Annotated in this window: 22 protein-coding genes, 1 tRNA gene and 1 other annotated feature; of the genes, 17 read left to right on the forward strand and 6 right to left on the reverse strand. The window is 37.8% G+C overall.

From position 1 onward, the window contains the following. Positions 1 to 1077 (reverse strand): NCS2 family permease, encoded by a 1077-nt coding sequence (locus tag ACYSNU_RS02080; protein WP_461735565.1) that lies wholly within the window; start codon positions 1075 to 1077, stop codon positions 1 to 3. 379 nt (positions 1078 to 1456) lie between these two features. Between ACYSNU_RS02080 and ACYSNU_RS02085 the strand changes: the two genes are divergently transcribed. Continuing rightward, entirely contained in the window at positions 1457 to 2185 is a 729-nt protein-coding gene (locus tag ACYSNU_RS02085) for an ABC transporter ATP-binding protein (RefSeq protein WP_461735566.1), read from the forward strand. Further along, on the forward strand, positions 2182 to 3276 hold the full coding sequence (locus ACYSNU_RS02090) for an ABC transporter permease (RefSeq protein WP_461735567.1): 1095 nt from the start codon (positions 2182 to 2184) through the stop codon (positions 3274 to 3276). The genes ACYSNU_RS02085 and ACYSNU_RS02090 overlap by 4 nt, the downstream gene beginning before the upstream one ends. Positions 3277 to 3456: 180 nt before the next feature. Here the strand turns inward: ACYSNU_RS02090 and ACYSNU_RS02095 are convergent, their stop codons facing one another. Beyond that, a complete protein-coding gene (locus ACYSNU_RS02095; protein ID WP_461735568.1) occupies positions 3457 to 4647 on the reverse strand; it encodes an amidohydrolase in 1191 nt (396 codons plus the stop codon). A gap of 831 nt (positions 4648 to 5478) precedes the next feature. Between ACYSNU_RS02095 and ACYSNU_RS02100 the strand changes: the two genes are divergently transcribed. From ACYSNU_RS02100 to ACYSNU_RS02110, 3 genes are all read left to right on the forward strand, one after another. Continuing rightward, positions 5479 to 5766, forward strand: a complete 288-nt coding sequence (locus tag ACYSNU_RS02100) for a hypothetical protein (protein ID WP_461735569.1) — start codon at positions 5479 to 5481, stop codon at positions 5764 to 5766. A gap of 155 nt (positions 5767 to 5921) precedes the next feature. Next, positions 5922 to 6473, forward strand: a complete 552-nt coding sequence (locus ACYSNU_RS02105; protein WP_461735570.1) for a DUF3267 domain-containing protein — start codon at positions 5922 to 5924, stop codon at positions 6471 to 6473. A 361-nt stretch (positions 6474 to 6834) separates the two neighbouring features. Next, on the forward strand, positions 6835 to 7452 hold the full coding sequence (locus ACYSNU_RS02110; protein WP_461735571.1) for a hydrolase: 618 nt from the start codon (positions 6835 to 6837) through the stop codon (positions 7450 to 7452). Between the two features lie 208 nt (positions 7453 to 7660). Here ACYSNU_RS02110 and ACYSNU_RS02115 read toward each other — a convergent pair whose 3' ends face one another. Continuing rightward, positions 7661 to 8596 (reverse strand): GIY-YIG nuclease family protein, encoded by a 936-nt coding sequence (locus ACYSNU_RS02115; protein WP_461735572.1) that lies wholly within the window; start codon positions 8594 to 8596, stop codon positions 7661 to 7663. Between the two features lie 239 nt (positions 8597 to 8835). Here ACYSNU_RS02115 and ACYSNU_RS02120 point away from each other — a divergent pair, with 239 nt between their 5' ends. From ACYSNU_RS02120 to ACYSNU_RS02140, 5 genes are all read left to right on the forward strand, one after another. Continuing rightward, a complete protein-coding gene (locus tag ACYSNU_RS02120) occupies positions 8836 to 9207 on the forward strand; it encodes a BlaI/MecI/CopY family transcriptional regulator (RefSeq protein ID WP_461735573.1) in 372 nt (123 codons plus the stop codon). A 1-nt stretch (position 9208) separates the two neighbouring features. After that, a complete protein-coding gene (locus ACYSNU_RS02125) occupies positions 9209 to 10348 on the forward strand; it encodes a M56 family metallopeptidase (protein WP_461735574.1) in 1140 nt (379 codons plus the stop codon). A 5-nt stretch (positions 10349 to 10353) separates the two neighbouring features. After that, complete coding sequence (locus ACYSNU_RS02130; RefSeq protein ID WP_461735575.1) at positions 10354 to 10575, forward strand: hypothetical protein; 222 nt, start codon at positions 10354 to 10356, stop codon at positions 10573 to 10575. Positions 10576 to 10807: 232 nt separating this feature from the next. Continuing rightward, positions 10808 to 11413 (forward strand): C40 family peptidase, encoded by a 606-nt coding sequence (locus tag ACYSNU_RS02135; RefSeq protein WP_461735576.1) that lies wholly within the window; start codon positions 10808 to 10810, stop codon positions 11411 to 11413. Positions 11414 to 12171: 758 nt separating this feature from the next. Further along, positions 12172 to 13695, forward strand: a complete 1524-nt coding sequence (locus ACYSNU_RS02140) for a helix-turn-helix domain-containing protein (RefSeq protein ID WP_461735577.1) — start codon at positions 12172 to 12174, stop codon at positions 13693 to 13695. Between the two features lie 227 nt (positions 13696 to 13922). Here the strand turns inward: ACYSNU_RS02140 and ACYSNU_RS02145 are convergent, their stop codons facing one another. Beyond that, the gene (locus ACYSNU_RS02145; protein WP_461735578.1) at positions 13923 to 14303 is read right to left on the reverse strand and encodes a PH domain-containing protein; all 381 of its coding nucleotides are present in this window, start codon (positions 14301 to 14303) and stop codon (positions 13923 to 13925) included. Positions 14304 to 14359: 56 nt separating this feature from the next. On the opposite strand from ACYSNU_RS02145, the gene ACYSNU_RS02150 reads away from it, so the two are divergent. Further along, positions 14360 to 14524 carry a hypothetical protein gene (locus ACYSNU_RS02150; RefSeq protein WP_461735579.1) on the forward strand — a complete coding sequence of 55 codons (165 nt, stop codon included), beginning with the start codon at positions 14360 to 14362 and terminating at the stop codon, positions 14522 to 14524. Positions 14525 to 14544: 20 nt separating this feature from the next. Here ACYSNU_RS02150 and ACYSNU_RS02155 read toward each other — a convergent pair whose 3' ends face one another. Both ACYSNU_RS02155 and ACYSNU_RS02160 read right to left on the reverse strand, forming a co-directional pair. Beyond that, positions 14545 to 15021, reverse strand: a complete 477-nt coding sequence (locus ACYSNU_RS02155; RefSeq protein ID WP_461735580.1) for a hypothetical protein — start codon at positions 15019 to 15021, stop codon at positions 14545 to 14547. Between the two features lie 366 nt (positions 15022 to 15387). Beyond that, positions 15388 to 15461 (reverse strand) — tRNA-Arg (locus ACYSNU_RS02160). Positions 15462 to 15920: 459 nt separating this feature from the next. Here ACYSNU_RS02160 and ACYSNU_RS02165 point away from each other — a divergent pair. The 6 genes from ACYSNU_RS02165 (at position 15921) to rpmA (ending at position 18792) form a co-directional block, all read left to right on the forward strand. Next, entirely contained in the window at positions 15921 to 16271 is a 351-nt protein-coding gene (locus ACYSNU_RS02165; RefSeq protein WP_461735581.1) for a GNAT family N-acetyltransferase, read from the forward strand. Then, a complete protein-coding gene (locus ACYSNU_RS02170; RefSeq protein WP_461735582.1) occupies positions 16255 to 17268 on the forward strand; it encodes a GNAT family N-acetyltransferase in 1014 nt (337 codons plus the stop codon). Before ACYSNU_RS02165 ends, ACYSNU_RS02170 begins: the two co-directional genes overlap by 17 nt. Before the next feature lie 46 nt (positions 17269 to 17314). Beyond that, positions 17315 to 17629 (forward strand): hypothetical protein, encoded by a 315-nt coding sequence (locus tag ACYSNU_RS02175; RefSeq protein ID WP_461735583.1) that lies wholly within the window; start codon positions 17315 to 17317, stop codon positions 17627 to 17629. Between the two features lie 94 nt (positions 17630 to 17723). Further along, positions 17724 to 17798 (forward strand) — a sequence feature (ribosomal protein L21 leader region). A 19-nt stretch (positions 17799 to 17817) separates the two neighbouring features. After that, positions 17818 to 18126, forward strand: coding sequence for a 50S ribosomal protein L21 (rplU, locus tag ACYSNU_RS02180; RefSeq protein ID WP_265455437.1), 309 nt, complete (start codon positions 17818 to 17820; stop codon positions 18124 to 18126). A gap of 24 nt (positions 18127 to 18150) precedes the next feature. Further along, a complete protein-coding gene (locus tag ACYSNU_RS02185) occupies positions 18151 to 18492 on the forward strand; it encodes a ribosomal-processing cysteine protease Prp (protein ID WP_461735584.1) in 342 nt (113 codons plus the stop codon). Positions 18493 to 18504: 12 nt separating this feature from the next. Beyond that, positions 18505 to 18792 carry a 50S ribosomal protein L27 gene (rpmA, locus tag ACYSNU_RS02190; protein ID WP_265456646.1) on the forward strand — a complete coding sequence of 96 codons (288 nt, stop codon included), beginning with the start codon at positions 18505 to 18507 and terminating at the stop codon, positions 18790 to 18792. Positions 18793 to 18814 lie beyond the last annotated feature (22 nt).

The following is an 18814-nucleotide window of genomic DNA, read 5'->3' on the forward strand; positions in this document are numbered from 1 at the left end:
TTACACTCCTAATCCTAAAATTGGTAAGATAATTTTGAAAAATGCACCAGCTACTAATCCGAAAAACGGATCGACAACAGCGGTGATTAATAAGGTGATGGCGCCGATTGTTGAATCGGTGCCGGCAACAGCTAGGCTAGCATTGTCAGGGAAGACAATGAAGGTACCTAAAACAAATAAAAAACCTGAGATGGACGAGCTGGGTACAAATTTACCAATTTTTGGTAGCAGTCCGCTAAATAAAATCACAGCCATAATCAACATCATCATAATCCCAGAAAGAACAGGATTCGGTGCACTACCGGTTGCTGAGATAACTGCTTCAACGGGAGCACCGCCGAGTAAGCTGGTGCCAAGGTCGGCAATTGATTGCGTGATTGTCAGCAGATTTAAGTTGACTGGATTTGGTTCAATGCCAGTCATTTGCCCAGTTAATAAGCCATAGGAAATATTGGCGCTAATATTCAAACACGCCAAACTAAGAGCGCCACGAGCCACCGCTGTATTCATTATCGGTTTCGTAAAAACAAATTTTCTTTGGGTGACATGCTCCGGTAAATCAACGCTGTATTTAGTTTTAATTCGAGCATAAAAAGTGGCTAAAATAACTGAAAGCGTAATGGTCCAAACTAAATCCTTCGTCAATAAATAAATGAAAACTGCGGTTATCAATGACACAAGGCCAATTTCCCGGTCTGATTTGACCATATTGAGGGAAATTTTAGCCAACATAATTCCGACGCCGGCCATCATCCCAGAAATGATATTTTCCCCGAGAAAGTCGACAATTTGTGTTAGCAATCCAGAAATTCCGATAAAAAACATAATCAATGAACCGAAAAAAATAATCGAAATCCGTTCCTTATGAGTTTTGCCGATGTCGCCGGTAATGGCTAAAGATTCCGCTTGAAAGGAAAGCGGCGCAACTGAATGGAAAATTCCATTCACAGCGGAAGCAAAAATAAAGGAAAATGTGGTAGGAAAGACCGCAAAGCCCAAGGTCATTGCTAAAATCCCCTGGGGAATTCCATTTAGGACAACCCCAATGGCAGCAATTAAATCTTCAATAAAAGTCACTTAAACACCTCTTTATCCGAATGAAAATAAAATTTCAATAATAATTGTTCGATACTATCATACTGGTTTATCAAAAATCTGTCTATTTATTATCGGAAATAGGTTTTTAGAAAATGAAGAATGTTCGCTTTTTCGAAATTTGCTATTGATGAATCAAAGTCTTGAAAAAGAATACTAAACTCAATGCTTATTCAAATCGAATACTTGCTGACTAAAAACAACAAGACATCTTTTTTAATGAGTAGTAACACCCATTACTAATCAATTTTCGATTTCTGTCCATTATCTATTTCAAATAATTGAAATAAATTAGTTTAAGTCTATACTCCAAATAGAACAAGATAATTTACAGCTTGACCATTAAAAGGAGGACTGGCAAATGGCAGAGATGATGATTGCTGAAATGCAGCATGCCTATAAAAGTTTTGATAAACGCCGTGTGTTGGAGGATGTCACAATCGAAATTGAAAAGGGGAAAATTTTAGGTCTGATTGGGCCTAGTGGTGCAGGCAAGTCCACGACGATTAAATGCCTGATGGGGATGGAAAAATTGGATCGAGGAACCACCAAAATATTTGACGTGACGATGCCAAATCGAAAAATTTTGGCGAAAATTGGTTATATGGGACAAAGTGATGCCTTGTATGAGAGCTTAAGTGGAGAAGAAAATTTACAATTTTTTGGAAATCTAATGGGATTAAAGAAAAAGGCATTGGCAGCGGCGATTCAAGAAAATTTAGCTTTAGTTAATTTAAGAGATGCAGCTAAAATCCAAGTGCAAAATTATTCTGGCGGTATGAAGCGTCGGCTATCTTTAGCAATTTCACTATTGGCCAAACCAGAGCTTTTAGTTTTAGACGAGCCGACTGTCGGAATCGACCCTAGTTTACGGGTGGAAATTTGGAAACAGCTACGGACAATAGCTACTCAAGGAAATTCGATTATTATCACTACCCATGTTATGGACGAGGCTGAAAAATGTGACCTAGTCGGTTTAATCATTGAAGGCAAAGTCTTTGCTTGGGGAAGTCCTGCAGCATTGAAGAAACAAATCAAGGTTGATACAATCGAAGAGGTTTTTTTGAAAGCAGAGGTGCCTAGCAAATGATTCGATTTAAAGCGATTTTCTTTAGAGTTTTGCGGGAAATGTTCAGGGATAAACGAACCCTAGCATTGATGTTTATTGCGCCGCTGGTGATTTTATCGTTGATGAATGTGCTATTTACCTCTGGTGATGATCTAACTCTGACAATTGGAGTGGATGCTAGTGTGCCGACAGCCATCACAGATGCTCTTGAAGAATCTGACCATGTAACTGTAAAAGATTATTCTGCTGCAACCAATATTTCTCAGACGGTTGCAACGGATAATCTTGCTGCTTTTATCAGTGTTAGCAATTCCACGATTAAAGTTGTCTATGAGAATAGTGATCCAAGCCAGACGAGTGCCCTCAAAGCGCTGCTGGCAAATGTTCTGACCGCAGACACGATTAAAGAAATGGCCGAGGAATTGCAGCAAGCTGCTGCTACAACGGGAACAGAATACTCAGTCACAAATTACAGCGTCGACAATTCCTATGTTTACGGCGATAGTAGCATCACTTTCTTTGATAAAATTTTTCCAATTTTGATTGGTTTTTTTGTTTTTTTCTTTGTCTTTTTGATATCGGGGATTGCTTTATTAAAGGAGAGAACTTCTGGAACTTTGGAAAGAATTTTGGCGACACCTGTCAAACGCAGTGAAATTGTTTTAGGCTATCTAGCAGGTTATGGCGTATTTGCCATCATCCAGACTGTGCTAATTGTCTTTTTTGCAATCTATGTTTTGCAGGTGGATGTTGCAGGTAATATTGGCTGGGTGCTGGTGTCCAATATTTTATTGGCGTTAGTGGCACTGGTCTTAGGAATATTTGTTTCCACCTTCGCCAGCTCAGAATTTCAAATGATGCAGTTTCTACCAATAGTGGTCATTCCGCAGATTTTCTTTTCTGGGATTATTTCCTTAGATTCAATGGCAAACTGGGTGAAAAGTCTCAGTTATATCTTTCCGCTGACTTATGAAGGGGATGCACTGACTTCTGTTATGCTAAAAGGACAGGGCTGGAGTGATATCTGGCAAGATTTAATTATTTTGACGGGTTTTATCATACTCTTTACACTAATCAATATTTTAGGAATGAAACGGTACCGAAAAGTTTAATTACTTGGTTATTAATTGAGTAAACTAGCAAAGGTTAAAAAAACGATAACCACTCTTTTGACAGAATCCCTGCATAAAATGCCTTTCTGTTAAAAAAGTGGTTATCATTTTTATTTTAGTAATGCTGCTGTTTTAGAAAGCAATAGGTTCAAAATTATTGAGACTAAAATGAAAATTTATTTACGATTTCTCCCCTAAATAATCAACCACCACTGCGGCAACGGCTTTAGCGGCAACAATTAAGCAGGCTTCATCCATCAGAAATTCTGGACTGTGATGGGGATGCTTCTTGCCGTCATTAACGTCGCAGCCGGCATAAATAAAACTAGCCGGAACCCGTTGAGCATAATAGGCAAAGTCTTCAGAAGGGTCTTGTTTACCAGAGTCCAACACGTCAGTTATTTCTGGAATATTTGCTTTCGATATTGTAGTTGCAACATATTCAGTGAAATCGGGGTCATTATAAAGAACCGGATAATTGTCGTTATAGTCTAATTCTGTTTTGACTTCAAAGGCGACTTCTAAACCTTTTGCGATTTCAGTGATATTTTTTTGAATCAGCTCTTTGGTGTTGTTGTCAAAATAGCGCACATCGCCTTTTAAGGTGACGCTGCCGTTAATCACATTGGCGGAACCTTTGCCATCAAAGGAGCCAATCGTGATGACGCCCATTGAAAAAGGGTCGAGGCGTCTGGAAACAATACTTTGAATCATATTTACAAAATAGGCGCCGGCTAGAATAGCATCATTGGAAAGCTGTGGCTGAGAAGCGTGACCACCTGAGCCGGTAATTGTCAGAGTAAAATTTGAACGGCCAGTTTGCGTTTCCCCTTGATGGTATTGGATCGTCCCAGTTTTCATGGTGGACATGACATGTAACCCTAAAATATTATCGACGCCAGTCAGACAATTATCTTGAATCATAGCTAACGCACCGCCGGGGGCTAACTCCTCGGCTGGTTGATGAATGATTCGAATTTTTCCTGTAAGCTGGTCTTTATTTTCATTTAAGACTTTTGCAACATGCATCAAATAGGCGGTATGCCCATCGTGACCGCAGGCATGCATCACTCCGGGAATTTTTGATTCAAAACTCAGTCCATTGGCTTCCGTAACTGGCAACGCATCAAAGTCTGCCCGTAGAGCCAAACATTTTCCTGGTTTGCCAGTGTCAATATCAACGATTAAGCCAAAACCAGTGCCGCAGCTTTGGGCTGTCATCTCTAAGCCTTCATAAAAAGCCTTAATTTTTTCCGAAGTCCTTTTTTCTTGAAAGGACAGCTCCGGATATTCGTGAAAGACTCGACGAGTTTCGATGATATTTGCTTCTTCTTTTTCTAATTGCTGCATAATAGTCTCTGATAAAGTCATTTTAAACGCCCCTTTTAATTAAACTCATTCTTATTTTATCCTGATAGAGAATTTCTGACAAATTATAACCAGTTAGCTGGATAAAATGGGAGTTTAACAGTGGAGGTAGGGCTGCGGCCAAAGGGCAGTGAATGATAATTAGAGGGAGTTGAACAGGAGAAGCTGAGCACAAAGGAATTGAAAAATTCCTTAAAATGTCCAGATAGCAATGGAGGAATCGTGGAAATTAATTTTTCCGGTGCGTCATAATTAAGCTCTTTAATTAGAGCCAATCTTAAAAAAGCGCAAAAAAAGAGACCTAACAGGATTTTGTGTTTTTTCTTCTCATACAAATCTCGATGGAGTGTCCATTGTTGCTCCAACTGTTTTTTTAAACACCTGTTAGGTCATATTCAGTTAGTAAGGAAACGATCAAATCCCCACGCCTTTCATAATGTTTTAAACCTAAATTCTCTTACACGCAACCTACTTCGTGCGTGTCAATCAGCCTCTTTTCTTCCAGAATTTGCATTCACAATACTACTTTACAAAAACTAAATTACTTAAAAACTAATTGTGGGAATCTTGGTTCCTTACACTCTTTATTATACCTATTTCTCGAAATTTTGCAAGCGTTTGCATTTTCAAAATGATTTTTTTTTAGATATAGCAGGATAAACGCCTACCGATGATATTTTACATTTGCGGCAGCTTTTCTTATTGTCTAAAATAGCCCTGATTGTTAGAGATTTACCTGCTATAAAAAAAATTATCAAAAAATAATGAGAGTTTGCTAGTTTTTTTGATATAATAGGGAAAACAATCACACTATGAAAAAAGGAAGTGGCTATTTTGGCAACAAGATTAAACGAATTTGATGAAAAAATTAAAGCTTTAGAAACAGAAAAACAAGCATACTTAGACGGCGAGGCGCAACGTGTCGGACATTATATGATGGAAAAATTGGCAGTAACTTCTTTTGATGACTTCTTAGAAGCTTATTTGAAAACAACGAGCGCACCTGCTGCATCAGTTGAACCAACTGCAACATCAACTGCAACTGACGAAGTTAGCGGCGTTGATTCAGAAAGCAGCGGTTTTCGCATGGGAGATATTTTAGGCGATTACAACAATAACTAATAAATTAGTTCAATTGTTTGATGAAATCAAAAAATTGTTGCGCAGCTTCCTATAAAGGAGCCTGTTTAGCAGCTTAAAGCAAAATCAAGAAGACTCACCAGTTAAGTTTACAACGACTGGTGAGTTTTTATATTTTTAAAAAAGGGGATTAAAAAATGAAGTTGGTTAAAAGTATCAATATTATGGAAAATAAGCGGGCGATTGTCTGGTTGAATGTAGCGGCAATCGTCTTGGGAATCGTTTTTTTTGGCGTTTTTGCTGTATTGGCAGATTTTATACAGCCCCTTGCAGGCAGTGAAGAAACCAGTCTAGTCGGGCTTGTTCTGTTTGTTGTCGTAAGTTTTTTGGTAATTTTTATTCATGAATTGATTCATGGCTTCTTTTTCAAAATTTTCAATATAGAGGGAAAAGTCAAATTCGGCTTTAAAAATGGCATGGCTTACGCGACAAGCCCCAATTCTTATTATACAAAGATACAATTTCTAATTATTATTTTAGCGCCTTTTGTAATAATCAGCTGTTGTCTGGTCCTACTGTATTTTTTAAACATATTATCTGCTACCGTTTTCGTTTTAGTAGCCGCTGTTCATGCAGGCGGCTGTTCCGGGGATTTTTATTTTGCGCTGCTTTTGCTTAAGAGGCCGCAAAATACTCTTGTGGAGGATACCGAAGTGGGGATTAACTTCTATCAAAAAGAAAATGGCTAAAGGTAAAACTGGAAATTAACAGGTCAATCATTCAAAAATTTCCAAAAACAAACAGTAGTTGAAGGGTGTTTCTTGATAAATTATTTTTAAAATAATTAACAGTGAAGAGGTTTTTGATTTATCCTATCTACTAAAAATATTATGGCGCCATGCTAGAATGGGCAATGGCATCAAGATAAAGTTGACAGTTTGCCATAAACTGATTAGTTTGCCTTCAAGCAGAATGTAACTTTTAGTTCTGTTAAATAAAATTTCGTCAATTATCTTGTTCGCGTCAATTAACAGAAAGGGTTTTTATTTTCTAATCACGCTGAGAGCTTCTATAATAGAAGAATACCAGACCTTTAGGAGGAAAAAAACTATGACAAGCTTTACAAGAAGAAATCCCGAGGAAGACCATTTATTGACACCAGAAAATTCAGTTGTACTGATTATTGATTACCAACCGGTCCAAGTGAATGCGGTCAATTCTATCAATCACCATGATTTATTGAAAAATGCCGGCCTCTTGGCAAAATTTGCTAAAGCCTACGATGTGCCGATTATTTTATCGACTGTCAACGTGGCGACTGGCCGTGATGCAGATACTGTGGCGCCCCTCAATGAAATCTTAAAAGATGAGGTTTCATATGATCGGACCTCGATTAATGCGTGGGAGGACAAGGAATTTTATGAAGCTGTCAAAAATAGCGGCCGCAAAAAAATAATTATTGCCGCATTGTGGACCGAAGCTTGCTTGACCTTCCCAACTTTGGATGCCTTGAAAGAAGGCTATGAAGTCTATCCAGTTGTCGATGCCATCGGTGGCACGTCAACATTGGCCCACGAAGCAGCTTTACGCCGCGTCGAACAAGCGGGAGCTCAGCTTACTAGCTTATCCCAATTAGCTTGTGAATGGCAACGGGATTGGAACAGAGATGCAACGGTTCCTGACTTTATGAAATTAATGTTCGAAGGCGATTTTTTCTTTAGAATGTAAAGATCCAAGCTTTTCACAAGGAAAATGAATTGGAAGAATTTTGGTAAATTCTTTTTAACTGGATTTATAGGTTGCCTCCTTGCTTGAAAAGAAAGGCAAATTTGTGAGTGTTGATTTGAAGATAAAAGAAACATATTATGATTAGAAAAGGAAAGCTGTAAGTGAAGCTTAACTCCTCTAAACATAATATGTTTTTTGTTGAATTTGACTACTTTTCTTCATCAATTAGCCCCTGAACTCTATCAAAATAGCTGGCAACAATTAAACGATTGTCGAGCTCGTTAAAAGGGATGAAGTGCTCCACTGGTGGTAGTTGGAAATTTTCAAATTCAGCGATGTTTGTGGTGAATTGCTGGGTTGCTAGCTTTTTTTCAGCTAACAGTTTTCCTTGAAAAACTAAAAAAGCCTTTGTGGTGTCAGCATCTATCTCGTCGGCAATAATTCTAGGTTTAGGAGCTAGAATTTTGTGGAGAGTCAAAGCTTGTTTTTGAAATCTCTGCAAAATTTCTTTATCCTCTTCAAGACTTTTAGCCCATTCAAATGCTAATATTTCCAATGCCTTACTTTGCTGGTAGCTGATTTTCTCTAAAGCAGCACCGCCACCAAGCAAAGTCTGTTTTATTTCATGATTTTTTAGTTCATGAGAAAGTTGTGGTAAGAGAGATTGCCTTTTTTGGTGTAATTCTCTGGCTGCTGGCAGCCCCCAGCGGGAACTCGGTAAATCATACAGTTCAATCAGCACCCGAATAACCTCCGGCAGCCGTTTATATTGGCTAAAGGGACCATAAGCATCTGCTGTCGGTTCCTTTGAAATAGTAAATTGCTGGTCAGCAAAAATCAAATAGCGATAACGCTCGGCATAATTCATTAGACGATTATATGGTGGATGCAGCTTAGCAATCAGTTGCTGCTCCAATAATAGCGCCTCTAATTCAGTATCGACAGTTTGGTAGCTAAAATCAGCGATATGAAAAATCATCCGCTGATTTTTCTTCGACTGAGGAGTCGAGGGAATAAAATAGCTGATTACTCGTTTATTCAGCCGTTTCGCTTTGCCGATGTATAAAAGCTGATCATGGCTATCCTTCATAAAATAAACACCGGGTCTAGCCGGTAATTGCCGCGCTTTTTCTTTTAGATTCATGTGTCCACCTGATTTATAATTAATAGTAAATTGAGTTTAATGCATTCGGCATAAAATTTCTAGTGCTTAAGAAATGGAGAATCAGGGATAAAAAGCGTAAATTTTTTAATTTAGCAGATAAAGATGAGTAGTTTTATGAAGTTTCCCCTTAAAAATTTACTCAATTTAAAGAAATAACAAGACAGAGTAAAATAATATTGCTATAATAATAGTATTACGGTAATAAGGAGTTGATAGTCATGGATAGGCTGACGAAGCGGGAGCGCCAAATTCTAGAAGTTTTCTGGCGAACCGATCAACCGCTTTCAATTGCTGACGTCATTGAGCAGGATCCGGATTTGAACAAAAATACGGTGGCGGCAGTTGTCAAAAAGCTTTTTGTCAATAACCTGTTGGAGATTGGTGGCATCGGCTATAACAAAACTGCATTAACCCGCCAATATCTGCCAACGATTAGTGAGGAGCAATTTATCGCACAAGAGATGTCGCAAGATTCATTGTCAAAATTGGTGACCAATTTTATTGACACCACCAAGGACATGGAGTCACTGAATGAGTTAGAAAAACAAATTTTGGAAAGGAAAAAATTGATTAAGAAGGACCGAAAATAATATGGTGCTATCAGTTGCCTCCATTTTAACCTCATTAGGGTTTGTGCTGATTTTAACTCTGCTACTGTTCTATCTTTTATGGTCAAAGAAAAGCTTAAAGAAGATTCGTGTGGATTTTATTTTTACTCTCTTCTTAATGATTTTTCTGCGGCTGATGATTCCGATTGAATTTCCAACTGCGATAACAATCAAATCAACCTGGCTATTTCCAACCATTTACAAATGGCTTTTGTATGAAGTAACTATCGGCAGTTTGACAGTGTCAATATTAACCATTTTTTGCAGTATTTGGGTGATTGGGGTTGTCATTCAATTGGGACGTTTGCTGAAGGAGCACTTGCTGCTGACAAAAAACGTCAATCGATTAGAAACTGATAGTATTCCCCTCAATGATATTGACGAGGAGATAAAAGCCAGTTTGAAGTGGCAACGGATTAACGTTTCGGTGTCCAACGCCACCAGTTCAGCAGTGACGATTGGTATTCTTCATCCGCAAGTGATTTTGGCGGATATTCCCAATCTGACCAGACAGGAAAAGAATTTTATTTTGACCCATGAGTTGCAGCACATTAAAAACAAAGACATTTTGCTGAAGTATCTGTTAGAAGTGCTAGTGGCAATTTATTGGTGGTTTCCGCCGATGTATCTGCTGCGTAAGGGATTGAGTCTAGTCATCGAAATGCGAGTGGACTCGCAGGTTACGAAAAACCTTTGCGAGGATGATTATTTTTCCTACGTGGAGTCATTAGTTTCCGTCAATAAAAAAAGCTTAACTAAGTCTCAAACTAGCACCATCAAAAAGCGCAATGTAGTCCATTTCAGCTCCGAATCCGGCGCAATTTTGCGAAAGCGTGTCAGCTTTCTAATGGATGGCTTTGAAGTCCGCAAGACCAACCGAGCCATTTTGTTACTCCTGTTTATCTTGCCGATATTTTTTGTTAGTACGGTTTTTGAGCCTTATAACCAGGATTCAGAATATCTCGACGGAACTTTTACAGGGGAAGATTTTTCTGAAGGGTATATTTTACGTACTGATGAGAATAAGTACTACTTAATTCTCAATGGTGAGAATTTAGGTGAGGCTACTGATTTGGAACAACCATTAGTTAAAGATTTACCCATTATAGATGAAACGAGGTGACACCAATGAAAAAAATGAAAGTTTTACTAGTTGCATCCATTCTTTTTAGTACCTTAATTGTTGGACCAAGTGTTGGCGTAGCATCAGAATCTGTCATAGATAATTCTCAAATATCCACCTTTAAACCAATTATTGAATGGAGATATAAACTTATTAACGGCATTTTGCATAAACGTCAATTTAATCATTCTACTTTAAAGTGGTTAGGCGAGTGGGTAAGAGTGTAAATTTTTGATTTCAATTTATTCGACATTATAATGTTCAGACATCCACATCAAAACAAGTGGATGTCTTTTTTTATCTTCTTTTCCACCCTTAAGCAAGAAAATTCCCACCTTCACAAAAAATGACTTTGCTGAAAAACTAATTCAATGATAAAATATTTAATAATATCTAAAATAAAAAAATATCACACGAACTAATTTAACGATGACAATTCAACAAAAGGTGGGGATTGAAATGAAAAGGCGAAGGAATTTAGCAAAAAGCATGAGCGTTTTTTTAGCTGATTCAGTTTCAGGACATCCAAAATTAATTATGTTTTCTCAAGACTACACTAAACGAGTTGTGAATAAAAAGCTGACACAAGAAGTATCTGAGAGGTTTAGATACAACTTGGAACAACCACAAGTCAGTTCAGTGAAGTCAGCCAGCATAAATGACTGCATTTTGTCAGCAGCAACAGCTGAACAAAAGCTGCTAATTGCAACAGCCGGCCAACAACTGGGCAAGCCGTATAATAGAGGTACGAGTGGGCCCAAAGAGTTTGATAGCGGCGGGCTGATGAAATATGTTTTCGCCACGTCTTTAGGAATACAATTGCCGCAAGAAATGAAGCAGCTAAAAAAATGCGGATGGATTATCCCGTTAACCGCTATACAACCCGGTGATTTGCTTTTTTGCGATACCAAAGAAAAGGATTTGCGGGTAGGCATTTATATTGGCATGGAGCTAGTGATTTATGCTCAACTAAAAAAACAAGTTGTCACTGTGGAGTCTTTAGAAGAGTTTCAACCGAAATTTGCCAAAAGACTGTTTAATAATCATGGAGAGAATTTCGAGTAGAATTTGTGGAAAAAATTATCCCATGGCTTTAAAATTATTTTGTCGCAAAAAGATTAGCTCAATACCATGCTTTTTATGGTCAAATCCAAAAAATTAGAAAAACCGCTAAGAAGTTTTTTTCCTGATAAAGGGAAGAAAATCTTCTTAGCGGTTTTTTTAATCAAAATCTTTTTAGTGTATAAAACCGATGGGAATCTTTCTAAAAGCTAACCTTCAATTTTAAATAACAATTTTCGTGGAAATACTCCAATTGACGAAATAAAAGATGGCCGGGTCAATCAATAATGTTAACGGAAAAGAGAAAATTGACCGATGTTGTCTTTTTTTATTTCTGAGATAAAAAAATATTTAAAAGTAGGCTTACTAAATACTACCTATAAATAATATAAATTGTTATAAAGTTTCTAGAGCAATAAAAAGGCTCCCATATCTGAATTTTAAAAAAAAGTAGTGAGTGCTTATACGAGTTAAAAAAAAGAAAAAATTCACACAATGATAGTTTTTTCAAGAATTTTGATTGCTGATTTAGTCAAGATTGACAGAAGATTTCTTCTATTTTATTCTCCATAAAAAGAATAAAAGTGAAGTCATTCGTAAATAAAATGATGGTTTTTTATAAGTACTCAAAATATATTTATAATTACCTGAATGTCGATTTTAAATGGATAAATATTTAGAAGTTTGCAAAAAGAATTATTTGTTCCTTTTAAGTATTTGAAATTTTTTACGAATGCAGGAATCAGAAAGGAAGCCTAGCCATGAAAGCAGTCTTGAATACCACCATGAACCGTCGCATCTCCTTATTAAATTTATTATTCACCACTTATCAGCGGACCAGCTTGGATGCTTTATCCCGCCAGCTCAATACTTCCACCAAGACAATTATCAGCGATTTGGATTATTTTCAAGAAAACTGGCCAGATGTGCTGGTGATTGATTTAAATAGCAAAACGGGTTTGCGAGTGGTGGAAAATGGAAATCAGACAGTTCAAACTATTTACGGGGATATTTTAAAAAATTCTCTGGAGTTTCAGTTGCTACAAGGGATTTTTTTTGAACCGGGAAAAAAATCTAAATATTGGGAAGATCGTCTTTTCATTAGCAATTCAAGTTTATATCGAATGGGAGTTCGACTAAGCCGAAAATTGCGGGATTTTGGAATCATTTTAGAAAAAAATCCTTTTAAATTAAAGGGAAGTAATGAGGCGCAACTGCGTTTATTCTTCCAAAATTATTTCTTAGAGGCCTATGGTTTTCGGGAATGGCCGTTTCCCTTTGACCAGCAAAAAATTTCTACAGTCTTGAAGCTGTTTAACAAAGAATTCAAGTTAAATCTTAACAATGTTGAGCTGTATGAAGGCTGCTTTACCGCCTGTGTTGCCTTAATTCGTATTCAGCAGGGCAAGCTGATTGACTCTAAAAAAAATTTGAAACAGTTGCAAAATTTTCAAGCTAATCAGCTATTGGAATATTGTTTGAAGCAACTTGAGCAGAAATCGGAAAAAATTTCTGCAGCTGAATTGCCTGCAATTAAGAAGGACATCCTGCTGACTGTTTTTTGGCAGGAAATTAGCTGGGATAATCCAGCTGAAAAAGAACGCGTCCAGTTTGCGGCAGATGATTTTATTTCAGAGTTAGTGCAAAGGGGACAATTGAGTATCGATGATGGTAGTTATCAACGCCTTAAAGAGTTGTTTATCACGACTTATTTAAAACATAAAACTTATCCTTATCCCCGTTACATATTTTATCAGCGAAATAATTTTTCTCGACCAACAGTTGAAATAAATTTTCAGGAATTTTCAGAACTATTGGCAGCGCTTGTTTTAGCGATTGGGAAAAAATATCACATACCAGATTTGTCTTTTTACTATGACGATTTTTTATGCAAAATCATGATTCTTTGGGAGGGGTTGCCAGAAATGCTGCAGCGCAATCGTCAAGCAATCAAAGTGGGGATTTGCAGCAACTTGGGTCCCGTCCATATTCACGCTTTAACAGAATATTTTTGGCAGATTTTTAATACTAAAATTACAATCATTCCTTTAAATAACGAATTTTACATTTCGAAGGAAAGCGATTCAGCAAAAAATGAGCTGCCGGATTGCGATTTATTTGTGGCAAATTATCTTATGCTGAATGTTCCGAAGGATAGGTTAATTGTGGTGCGGGACATTCCGACTATGCAAAATATTTCAACCCTCAGTTTTGAAGTGGAGAAGCGGCGGCATATACCTAAAACCGGTAAACATGATTGGTATAATATTCAGCCAACTGCTTGAAAAGAAGCATTGCGAGGTCTGTTTTTTAGATCAAGGCGTGTCGTAAAATTAAGCGACAACGCAAATCAACCATTTTGTGTGTGACTTTCTAATGAGGAGAGACTTTGACATAACAATTGTGAAGCTTATATTTTTTGAAGGGTAACATAAGAGGCTTAATAAAAAAATTAGCCGTGCAATTCCTCGCTGATAGGGGAACTTGCACGGCTTTGAATTTTTTTAGATGATTAAGCCAACACGGCAGCAGCAAGCGCCTGTTGAATTTCGACAATATTTTTATCTTTGCGGAACTGGACACTTTCAGAAGGAGCTTCAGCACTAGAAATCCAAATTTTCAGCTCTGCGTCCAAGTCAAAATGGCCACTAGTTTCGACAGAAAAACGAGAAATTGATTTGTAGGGAATCGATTTATACTCAACTTTTTTACCCGTCATTCCTTGTTTATCCACAATAATCAAACGTTTGTCAGTGAAAACTATTAAATCCCGCACTAACTTGAAGGCCAAATCAACTTTTTCTTGAGGAATCAAGACATCCTGCAGCTCCTTTTGAACTGCTTCATTGCCATGTTGGGTGGCATTGCCCATTAAACCATCAAATAATCCCATAAAGCACCTGCTTTCTGATTTTCTTTTCTCTTTCATTATAAAGTGGCGGTGTGGGGATGGCAATTGTATTTTGTGAGTTTGGTTATCTGATAGATAGACGGTGGGGTTATCCACATATTGAAGTGATTGATATCAAAAACCGCCTGAAAGAATTATTTCAGGCGGCTAATTATAGAATGTGTATTCAAGATTTGTTTTTAAAGAGAAAAAATTACTGGTAATCCACTTATATCTGCGAAAATTATTGAATAATAGTTCCATCTGAATTAGCTTCATAGACCTCACCAGTTGACGAAACACGGTAAAAACCAACAGTACCTGTACCACCGTTTTTAATAATAGACTCACTTTGTGCTTTGAAAAGATAATCTCCATCAACCATTTGCCAAAAAGTGAGTATAATATCGTCATTGAACCCATAATAATTCATGATAGTTTCTTTGGCTGCTTCTTCGTTTGCTATATTTGTATCAGTGCCAATTGAGGCAGATTGAGAACTTTGAGAAGTTTCATCTTCGATTAGCGAAGATGTAGTACTGCCTGTAGAACTTGATTGAGAGTTTTGTGAAGCCTGTTCTTTTGAAGAGGTACTGGTAGACTCAGAAATTTCAGATGAGGAGTCAGAATCTGTTGAAGAAGAACTTGTGGTATCACGATTGCCTGCAGAACATCCAGAAAGCAAACCTACAGCAAAAAGAACTGCTAAAATTTTTTTCATAATAATTATCCCCTTTCATTTATATTATATCAGATTGTTGAAAATACTAATTGTTACTTTGCCTAATAATACTTATGAAAAAAACTTGTACTAAGTTAGAAGAAATGGGTATTGACTTAGCTTTCCAATATAAACTATCTTTGAGTCTTTAAAGTTGAGCAGTTGCTTTTTAAAGAATTTGACAAGTCAGAGAAATTATAAAATGAACTATCTCTTAAATAGAATACAAAAGATGGTGCAAAAAAATGCAAAGCTTTTTGCATTCAAGGTATTTTCCAGTAATTATAAACAAACAAAAAAAGTCTCCAAAACCCTTAACAGCAAAGGTTTTAAAGACTTTATGATGTTTCTCGTGTTTTCTAATTACGTCACAGGAGGGATTCGAACCCCCGACCGTCCGCTTAGAAGGCGGATGCTCTATCCGGCTGAGCTACTATGACATCAGCAGAAGTAAAGGCGTTTCAATTGTGAGCTGCTTTTACTTTAGCAACATCAATGATTTTACCAGAACTGCAGCAGTGTTTCAACATTTATTTTCAACAAAATAACATTGTCGTCAATGAAGGATTTTATCGGAAAATATTTAGCATTAAGCTAACTAAATTTTTTCATTTTCAATAAAAGAAAAATGTTTTCTGAAAAAAGCCACTATTTTGATAAAAATTTAGTACACTAGATGTAGATTGGTGTGAGGTGAAGGAGTATGGAGACACAACAAGTTTTGTTGCGGCGGTTTCAAGAAACAGATTTAGAAGATTTCTATCAATATGCGAGAATACTAGGCTTGGGAGAAGCAGCAGGTTTGGGCATTTAGAAAATTTGGCTGAGGCGGCAGAAGATTTGCCAAGCTTGATCAATAATCCTTTTGCCTATGCCCTTGAGGATAAAAAAACGGTAGAGTGATTGGACATTTGACAATCCATGATGAGTCGGCGGCCAATGATTCTAAGGAAAAAGAATTGGGCTTTGTGTTGCATCCGGATTATCGGCGGCGGGGAATTATTTTTGAAGCTGTGACGGTTGTTTTGTCAGATTTATTTACTCAGGGGATTGAAAAAGTTTATGCTGGCTATTTTGAAGGCAATGAGGCTTCCGAGGCTTTAATTAGAAAACTGGCTTTTACTTTTTCCGGGACTAGTAGCTACACTTCGCGAACATTACAGCAGACATTTAAGATGTTTGATTATGTGATGACAGGAGAAAAATATTTGCAAACTATTCAGGAGGCAACTTATGAAAATGGAAACTAGTCAAGTTAAATTACGCCCCTTTAAGGAAACAGATTTAGCTGATTTTTATGCTTATACAAAAATTTCGGGCCTGGGAGAGGCGGCCGGCTGGCGACATGCTGGCTCTTTGGCGGAGGCAGAAGCGATGCTGCAAAATTTGTTGAACAATCAGCAAACTTATGCGATTGAAGAAAAGCAAACCTTGCAGGTGATTGGCCATATTACAGTGCATGATGACTCTGAAGATCATGATCCACAAATAAAAGAACTAGGTTTTGTTTTACACCCGGATTTTCAACGGCGGGGGATTATGAAGTCTGTGGTAGCCCTAGTTTTAACAGAAGTTTTTTCACAACAGGTAACAAAAGTTTATGCCTGTTGTTTTACAGAAAATCAGGCCTCGCAAAACTTAATAGAAGGTTTGGGCTTTCAATTTGAACAAGCCGGCAGTTATAGCTCCCCCAGCTTGCAAAAAACTTTCAGCTCCAATGAGTATTTTATGACAAAATCCCATTGGGAGGATTTGCATGTACTATATGAAAGGGCTGATTTTAAAATTAGCCCGCTGACGCAGGCCAATGCAGAAATGATTGCCAATCAATGGCACTATCCAGCAGAGTATGCTTTTTATGATTTAAGCGCTGATCCTGAAGATTATGAGGAGATGATGGATGCTAAGCAGCGGGGCGACAGCTATTATCAAGTAATCAAGGCAGGAGAATTGTTTGGTTATTTCGTTTTGGAACCAGCAGAAAATTCTGATGAAATTATTTTCGGCTTGGGCATGAGGCCCGCTTTAACTGGTCAAGGCTTCGGAAAAGAATTTTTTCAGTTGATTTTGGCTTTTATTCAGGAAAATTATGCAGTGAAGCGGGTCAACTTGGCTGTTGCTGAATTTAATACACGGGCCCAGAAGTTGTATCAAAATGTCGGTTTTGTCAAAACCGGCGAGTATTTACAAGCAACCAATGGTGGGCACTATCCATTTGTTACGATGCAGCTAGACCTTACCCTTTAATTTTTCAAACAATCGTGGGATAATACAGCGACTAGGGGGCTTAAAAATGTACGAAACAGAAATTCAGCAGTGGCAAACTTGGAATACAGAACATTTAGGGGATGCCAGTCGCCGAAGTGCCATTTTAAAATTTTTATTAGAGGAGGTTCAAACGATGTTTGATGGTGACTTAGAAGGCCATTACTGGTCTGTTGACTGGGGCCAGCTAGATGAGAGTATCATTATCAAAGATGTTTTAGGTCAGCCTCTTGACCAGCTGACGTTGCCTGAGGGTTCCTTTGTAACAGCCTTTGAAAAAAATCCCGCTTTTTTTATGCGGGACTTAGCAGATGCCGTCAAAAGTATTGTTGCTAAACATTAAAAAGAGCCGTCGCTTCTTTTAGAAAAGTTTTCATATATTTTCATTGACGCTGAATTCTTTTTTTGATACTATTGTACTGTTGTAATTGTGGTCTCCACAGCTACAACCGCTCAGAACAAGTCTTAAGCACAAGCAATTGTCACTTGGGATGGCGAGTCTAAGTCTAATTTAAGGAGGTGCTGTTAAGCATGTACGCAATTATTAAAACTGGTGGCAAACAATTGAAAGTTGAAGTTGGTCAAGCCATCTACGTAGAAAAGTTAGCTGTTGAAGCTGGCGAAAAAGTTGTTTTTGATGAAGTGATTTTGGTCGGTGGTGACACTACTAAAGTTGGTGCGCCAACTGTAGCTGGTGCAACTGTTGAAGGAACTGTTGAAAAACACGGCAAACAAAAGAAAGTCGTAACTTTCAAATACAAACCTAAAAAACATTCTCACCGCAAACAAGGTCATCGTCAACCTTACACAAAAGTTGTTATCAACGCAATCAACGCTTAATAGCGATGAAGGAAGGCCCAGTAAATGATCAAGGGTACTTTTATGCGGAGTGATTCTGGTCGGATTCAAGCTTTTACTTTAACTGGTCATGCAGAGGCAGGTCCTTACGGTAGCGATATCGTTTGTTCTGCGGTATCTGCACTGGCAATCAGTGGAGTCAATGGTATTGATGCTTTGGCTGGATTTGCGCCGAAAATCGAAACCAACGATACAGAAGGTGGTTGCCTTCATGTCGAAATGGTGGAGAATATTACGGCTGAACAAAGAAATATTGCTCAGATTTTATTGGAAAATCTGCTCTTAGGTCTTCAGGCGACTGAAGCTGAGTATCCAGATTTTGTCGAAATTATTACAACCAATCAATAGGAGGTGCAGACCATGTTATTAACAATGAACTTACAATTATTCGCCCACAAAAAAGGTGGCGGTTCTACATCTAACGGACGTGATTCAGAATCTAAACGTTTAGGTGCGAAACGTGCTGATGGCCAAACTGTTTCTGGTGGTTCAATCCTTTACCGTCAACGCGGTACAAGAATTTACCCTGGTGCTAACGTTGGTATCGGTGGCGACGACACATTATTTGCTAAAGTTGACGGCGTTGTGCGTTTCGAGCGCAAGGGCCGCGACAAAAAACAAGTGAGTGTTTATCCAGTTGCTCAATAATGTTTAAAATAGAGTTCTATCT

The organism is Enterococcus sp. LJL120, from assembly GCF_054871765.1.

Excerpts from the sequence above, each read along its gene's own strand:
- ACYSNU_RS02085 (WP_461735566.1), top strand. The coding sequence starts at position 1,457 with ATGGCAGAGATGATGATTGCTGAAATGCAGCATGCCTATAAAAGTTTT.
- ACYSNU_RS02090 (WP_461735567.1), top strand. The coding sequence starts at position 2,182 with ATGATTCGATTTAAAGCGATTTTCTTTAGAGTTTTGCGGGAAATGTTC.
- ACYSNU_RS02095 (WP_461735568.1), bottom strand. The coding sequence starts at position 4,647 with ATGACTTTATCAGAGACTATTATGCAGCAATTAGAAAAAGAAGAAGCA.
- ACYSNU_RS02105 (WP_461735570.1), top strand. The coding sequence starts at position 5,922 with ATGAAGTTGGTTAAAAGTATCAATATTATGGAAAATAAGCGGGCGATT.
- ACYSNU_RS02110 (WP_461735571.1), top strand. The coding sequence starts at position 6,835 with ATGACAAGCTTTACAAGAAGAAATCCCGAGGAAGACCATTTATTGACA.
- ACYSNU_RS02115 (WP_461735572.1), bottom strand. The coding sequence starts at position 8,596 with ATGAATCTAAAAGAAAAAGCGCGGCAATTACCGGCTAGACCCGGTGTT.
- ACYSNU_RS02120 (WP_461735573.1), top strand. The coding sequence starts at position 8,836 with ATGGATAGGCTGACGAAGCGGGAGCGCCAAATTCTAGAAGTTTTCTGG.
- ACYSNU_RS02125 (WP_461735574.1), top strand. The coding sequence starts at position 9,209 with ATGGTGCTATCAGTTGCCTCCATTTTAACCTCATTAGGGTTTGTGCTG.
- ACYSNU_RS02130 (WP_461735575.1), top strand. The coding sequence starts at position 10,354 with ATGAAAAAAATGAAAGTTTTACTAGTTGCATCCATTCTTTTTAGTACC.
- ACYSNU_RS02135 (WP_461735576.1), top strand. The coding sequence starts at position 10,808 with ATGAAAAGGCGAAGGAATTTAGCAAAAAGCATGAGCGTTTTTTTAGCT.
- ACYSNU_RS02140 (WP_461735577.1), top strand. The coding sequence starts at position 12,172 with ATGAAAGCAGTCTTGAATACCACCATGAACCGTCGCATCTCCTTATTA.
- ACYSNU_RS02145 (WP_461735578.1), bottom strand. The coding sequence starts at position 14,303 with ATGGGATTATTTGATGGTTTAATGGGCAATGCCACCCAACATGGCAAT.
- ACYSNU_RS02150 (WP_461735579.1), top strand. The coding sequence starts at position 14,360 with ATGGCAATTGTATTTTGTGAGTTTGGTTATCTGATAGATAGACGGTGG.
- ACYSNU_RS02155 (WP_461735580.1), bottom strand. The coding sequence starts at position 15,021 with ATGAAAAAAATTTTAGCAGTTCTTTTTGCTGTAGGTTTGCTTTCTGGA.
- ACYSNU_RS02170 (WP_461735582.1), top strand. The coding sequence starts at position 16,255 with ATGAAAATGGAAACTAGTCAAGTTAAATTACGCCCCTTTAAGGAAACA.
- ACYSNU_RS02175 (WP_461735583.1), top strand. The coding sequence starts at position 17,315 with ATGTACGAAACAGAAATTCAGCAGTGGCAAACTTGGAATACAGAACAT.
- rplU (WP_265455437.1), top strand. The coding sequence starts at position 17,818 with ATGTACGCAATTATTAAAACTGGTGGCAAACAATTGAAAGTTGAAGTT.
- ACYSNU_RS02185 (WP_461735584.1), top strand. The coding sequence starts at position 18,151 with ATGATCAAGGGTACTTTTATGCGGAGTGATTCTGGTCGGATTCAAGCT.
- rpmA (WP_265456646.1), top strand. The coding sequence starts at position 18,505 with ATGTTATTAACAATGAACTTACAATTATTCGCCCACAAAAAAGGTGGC.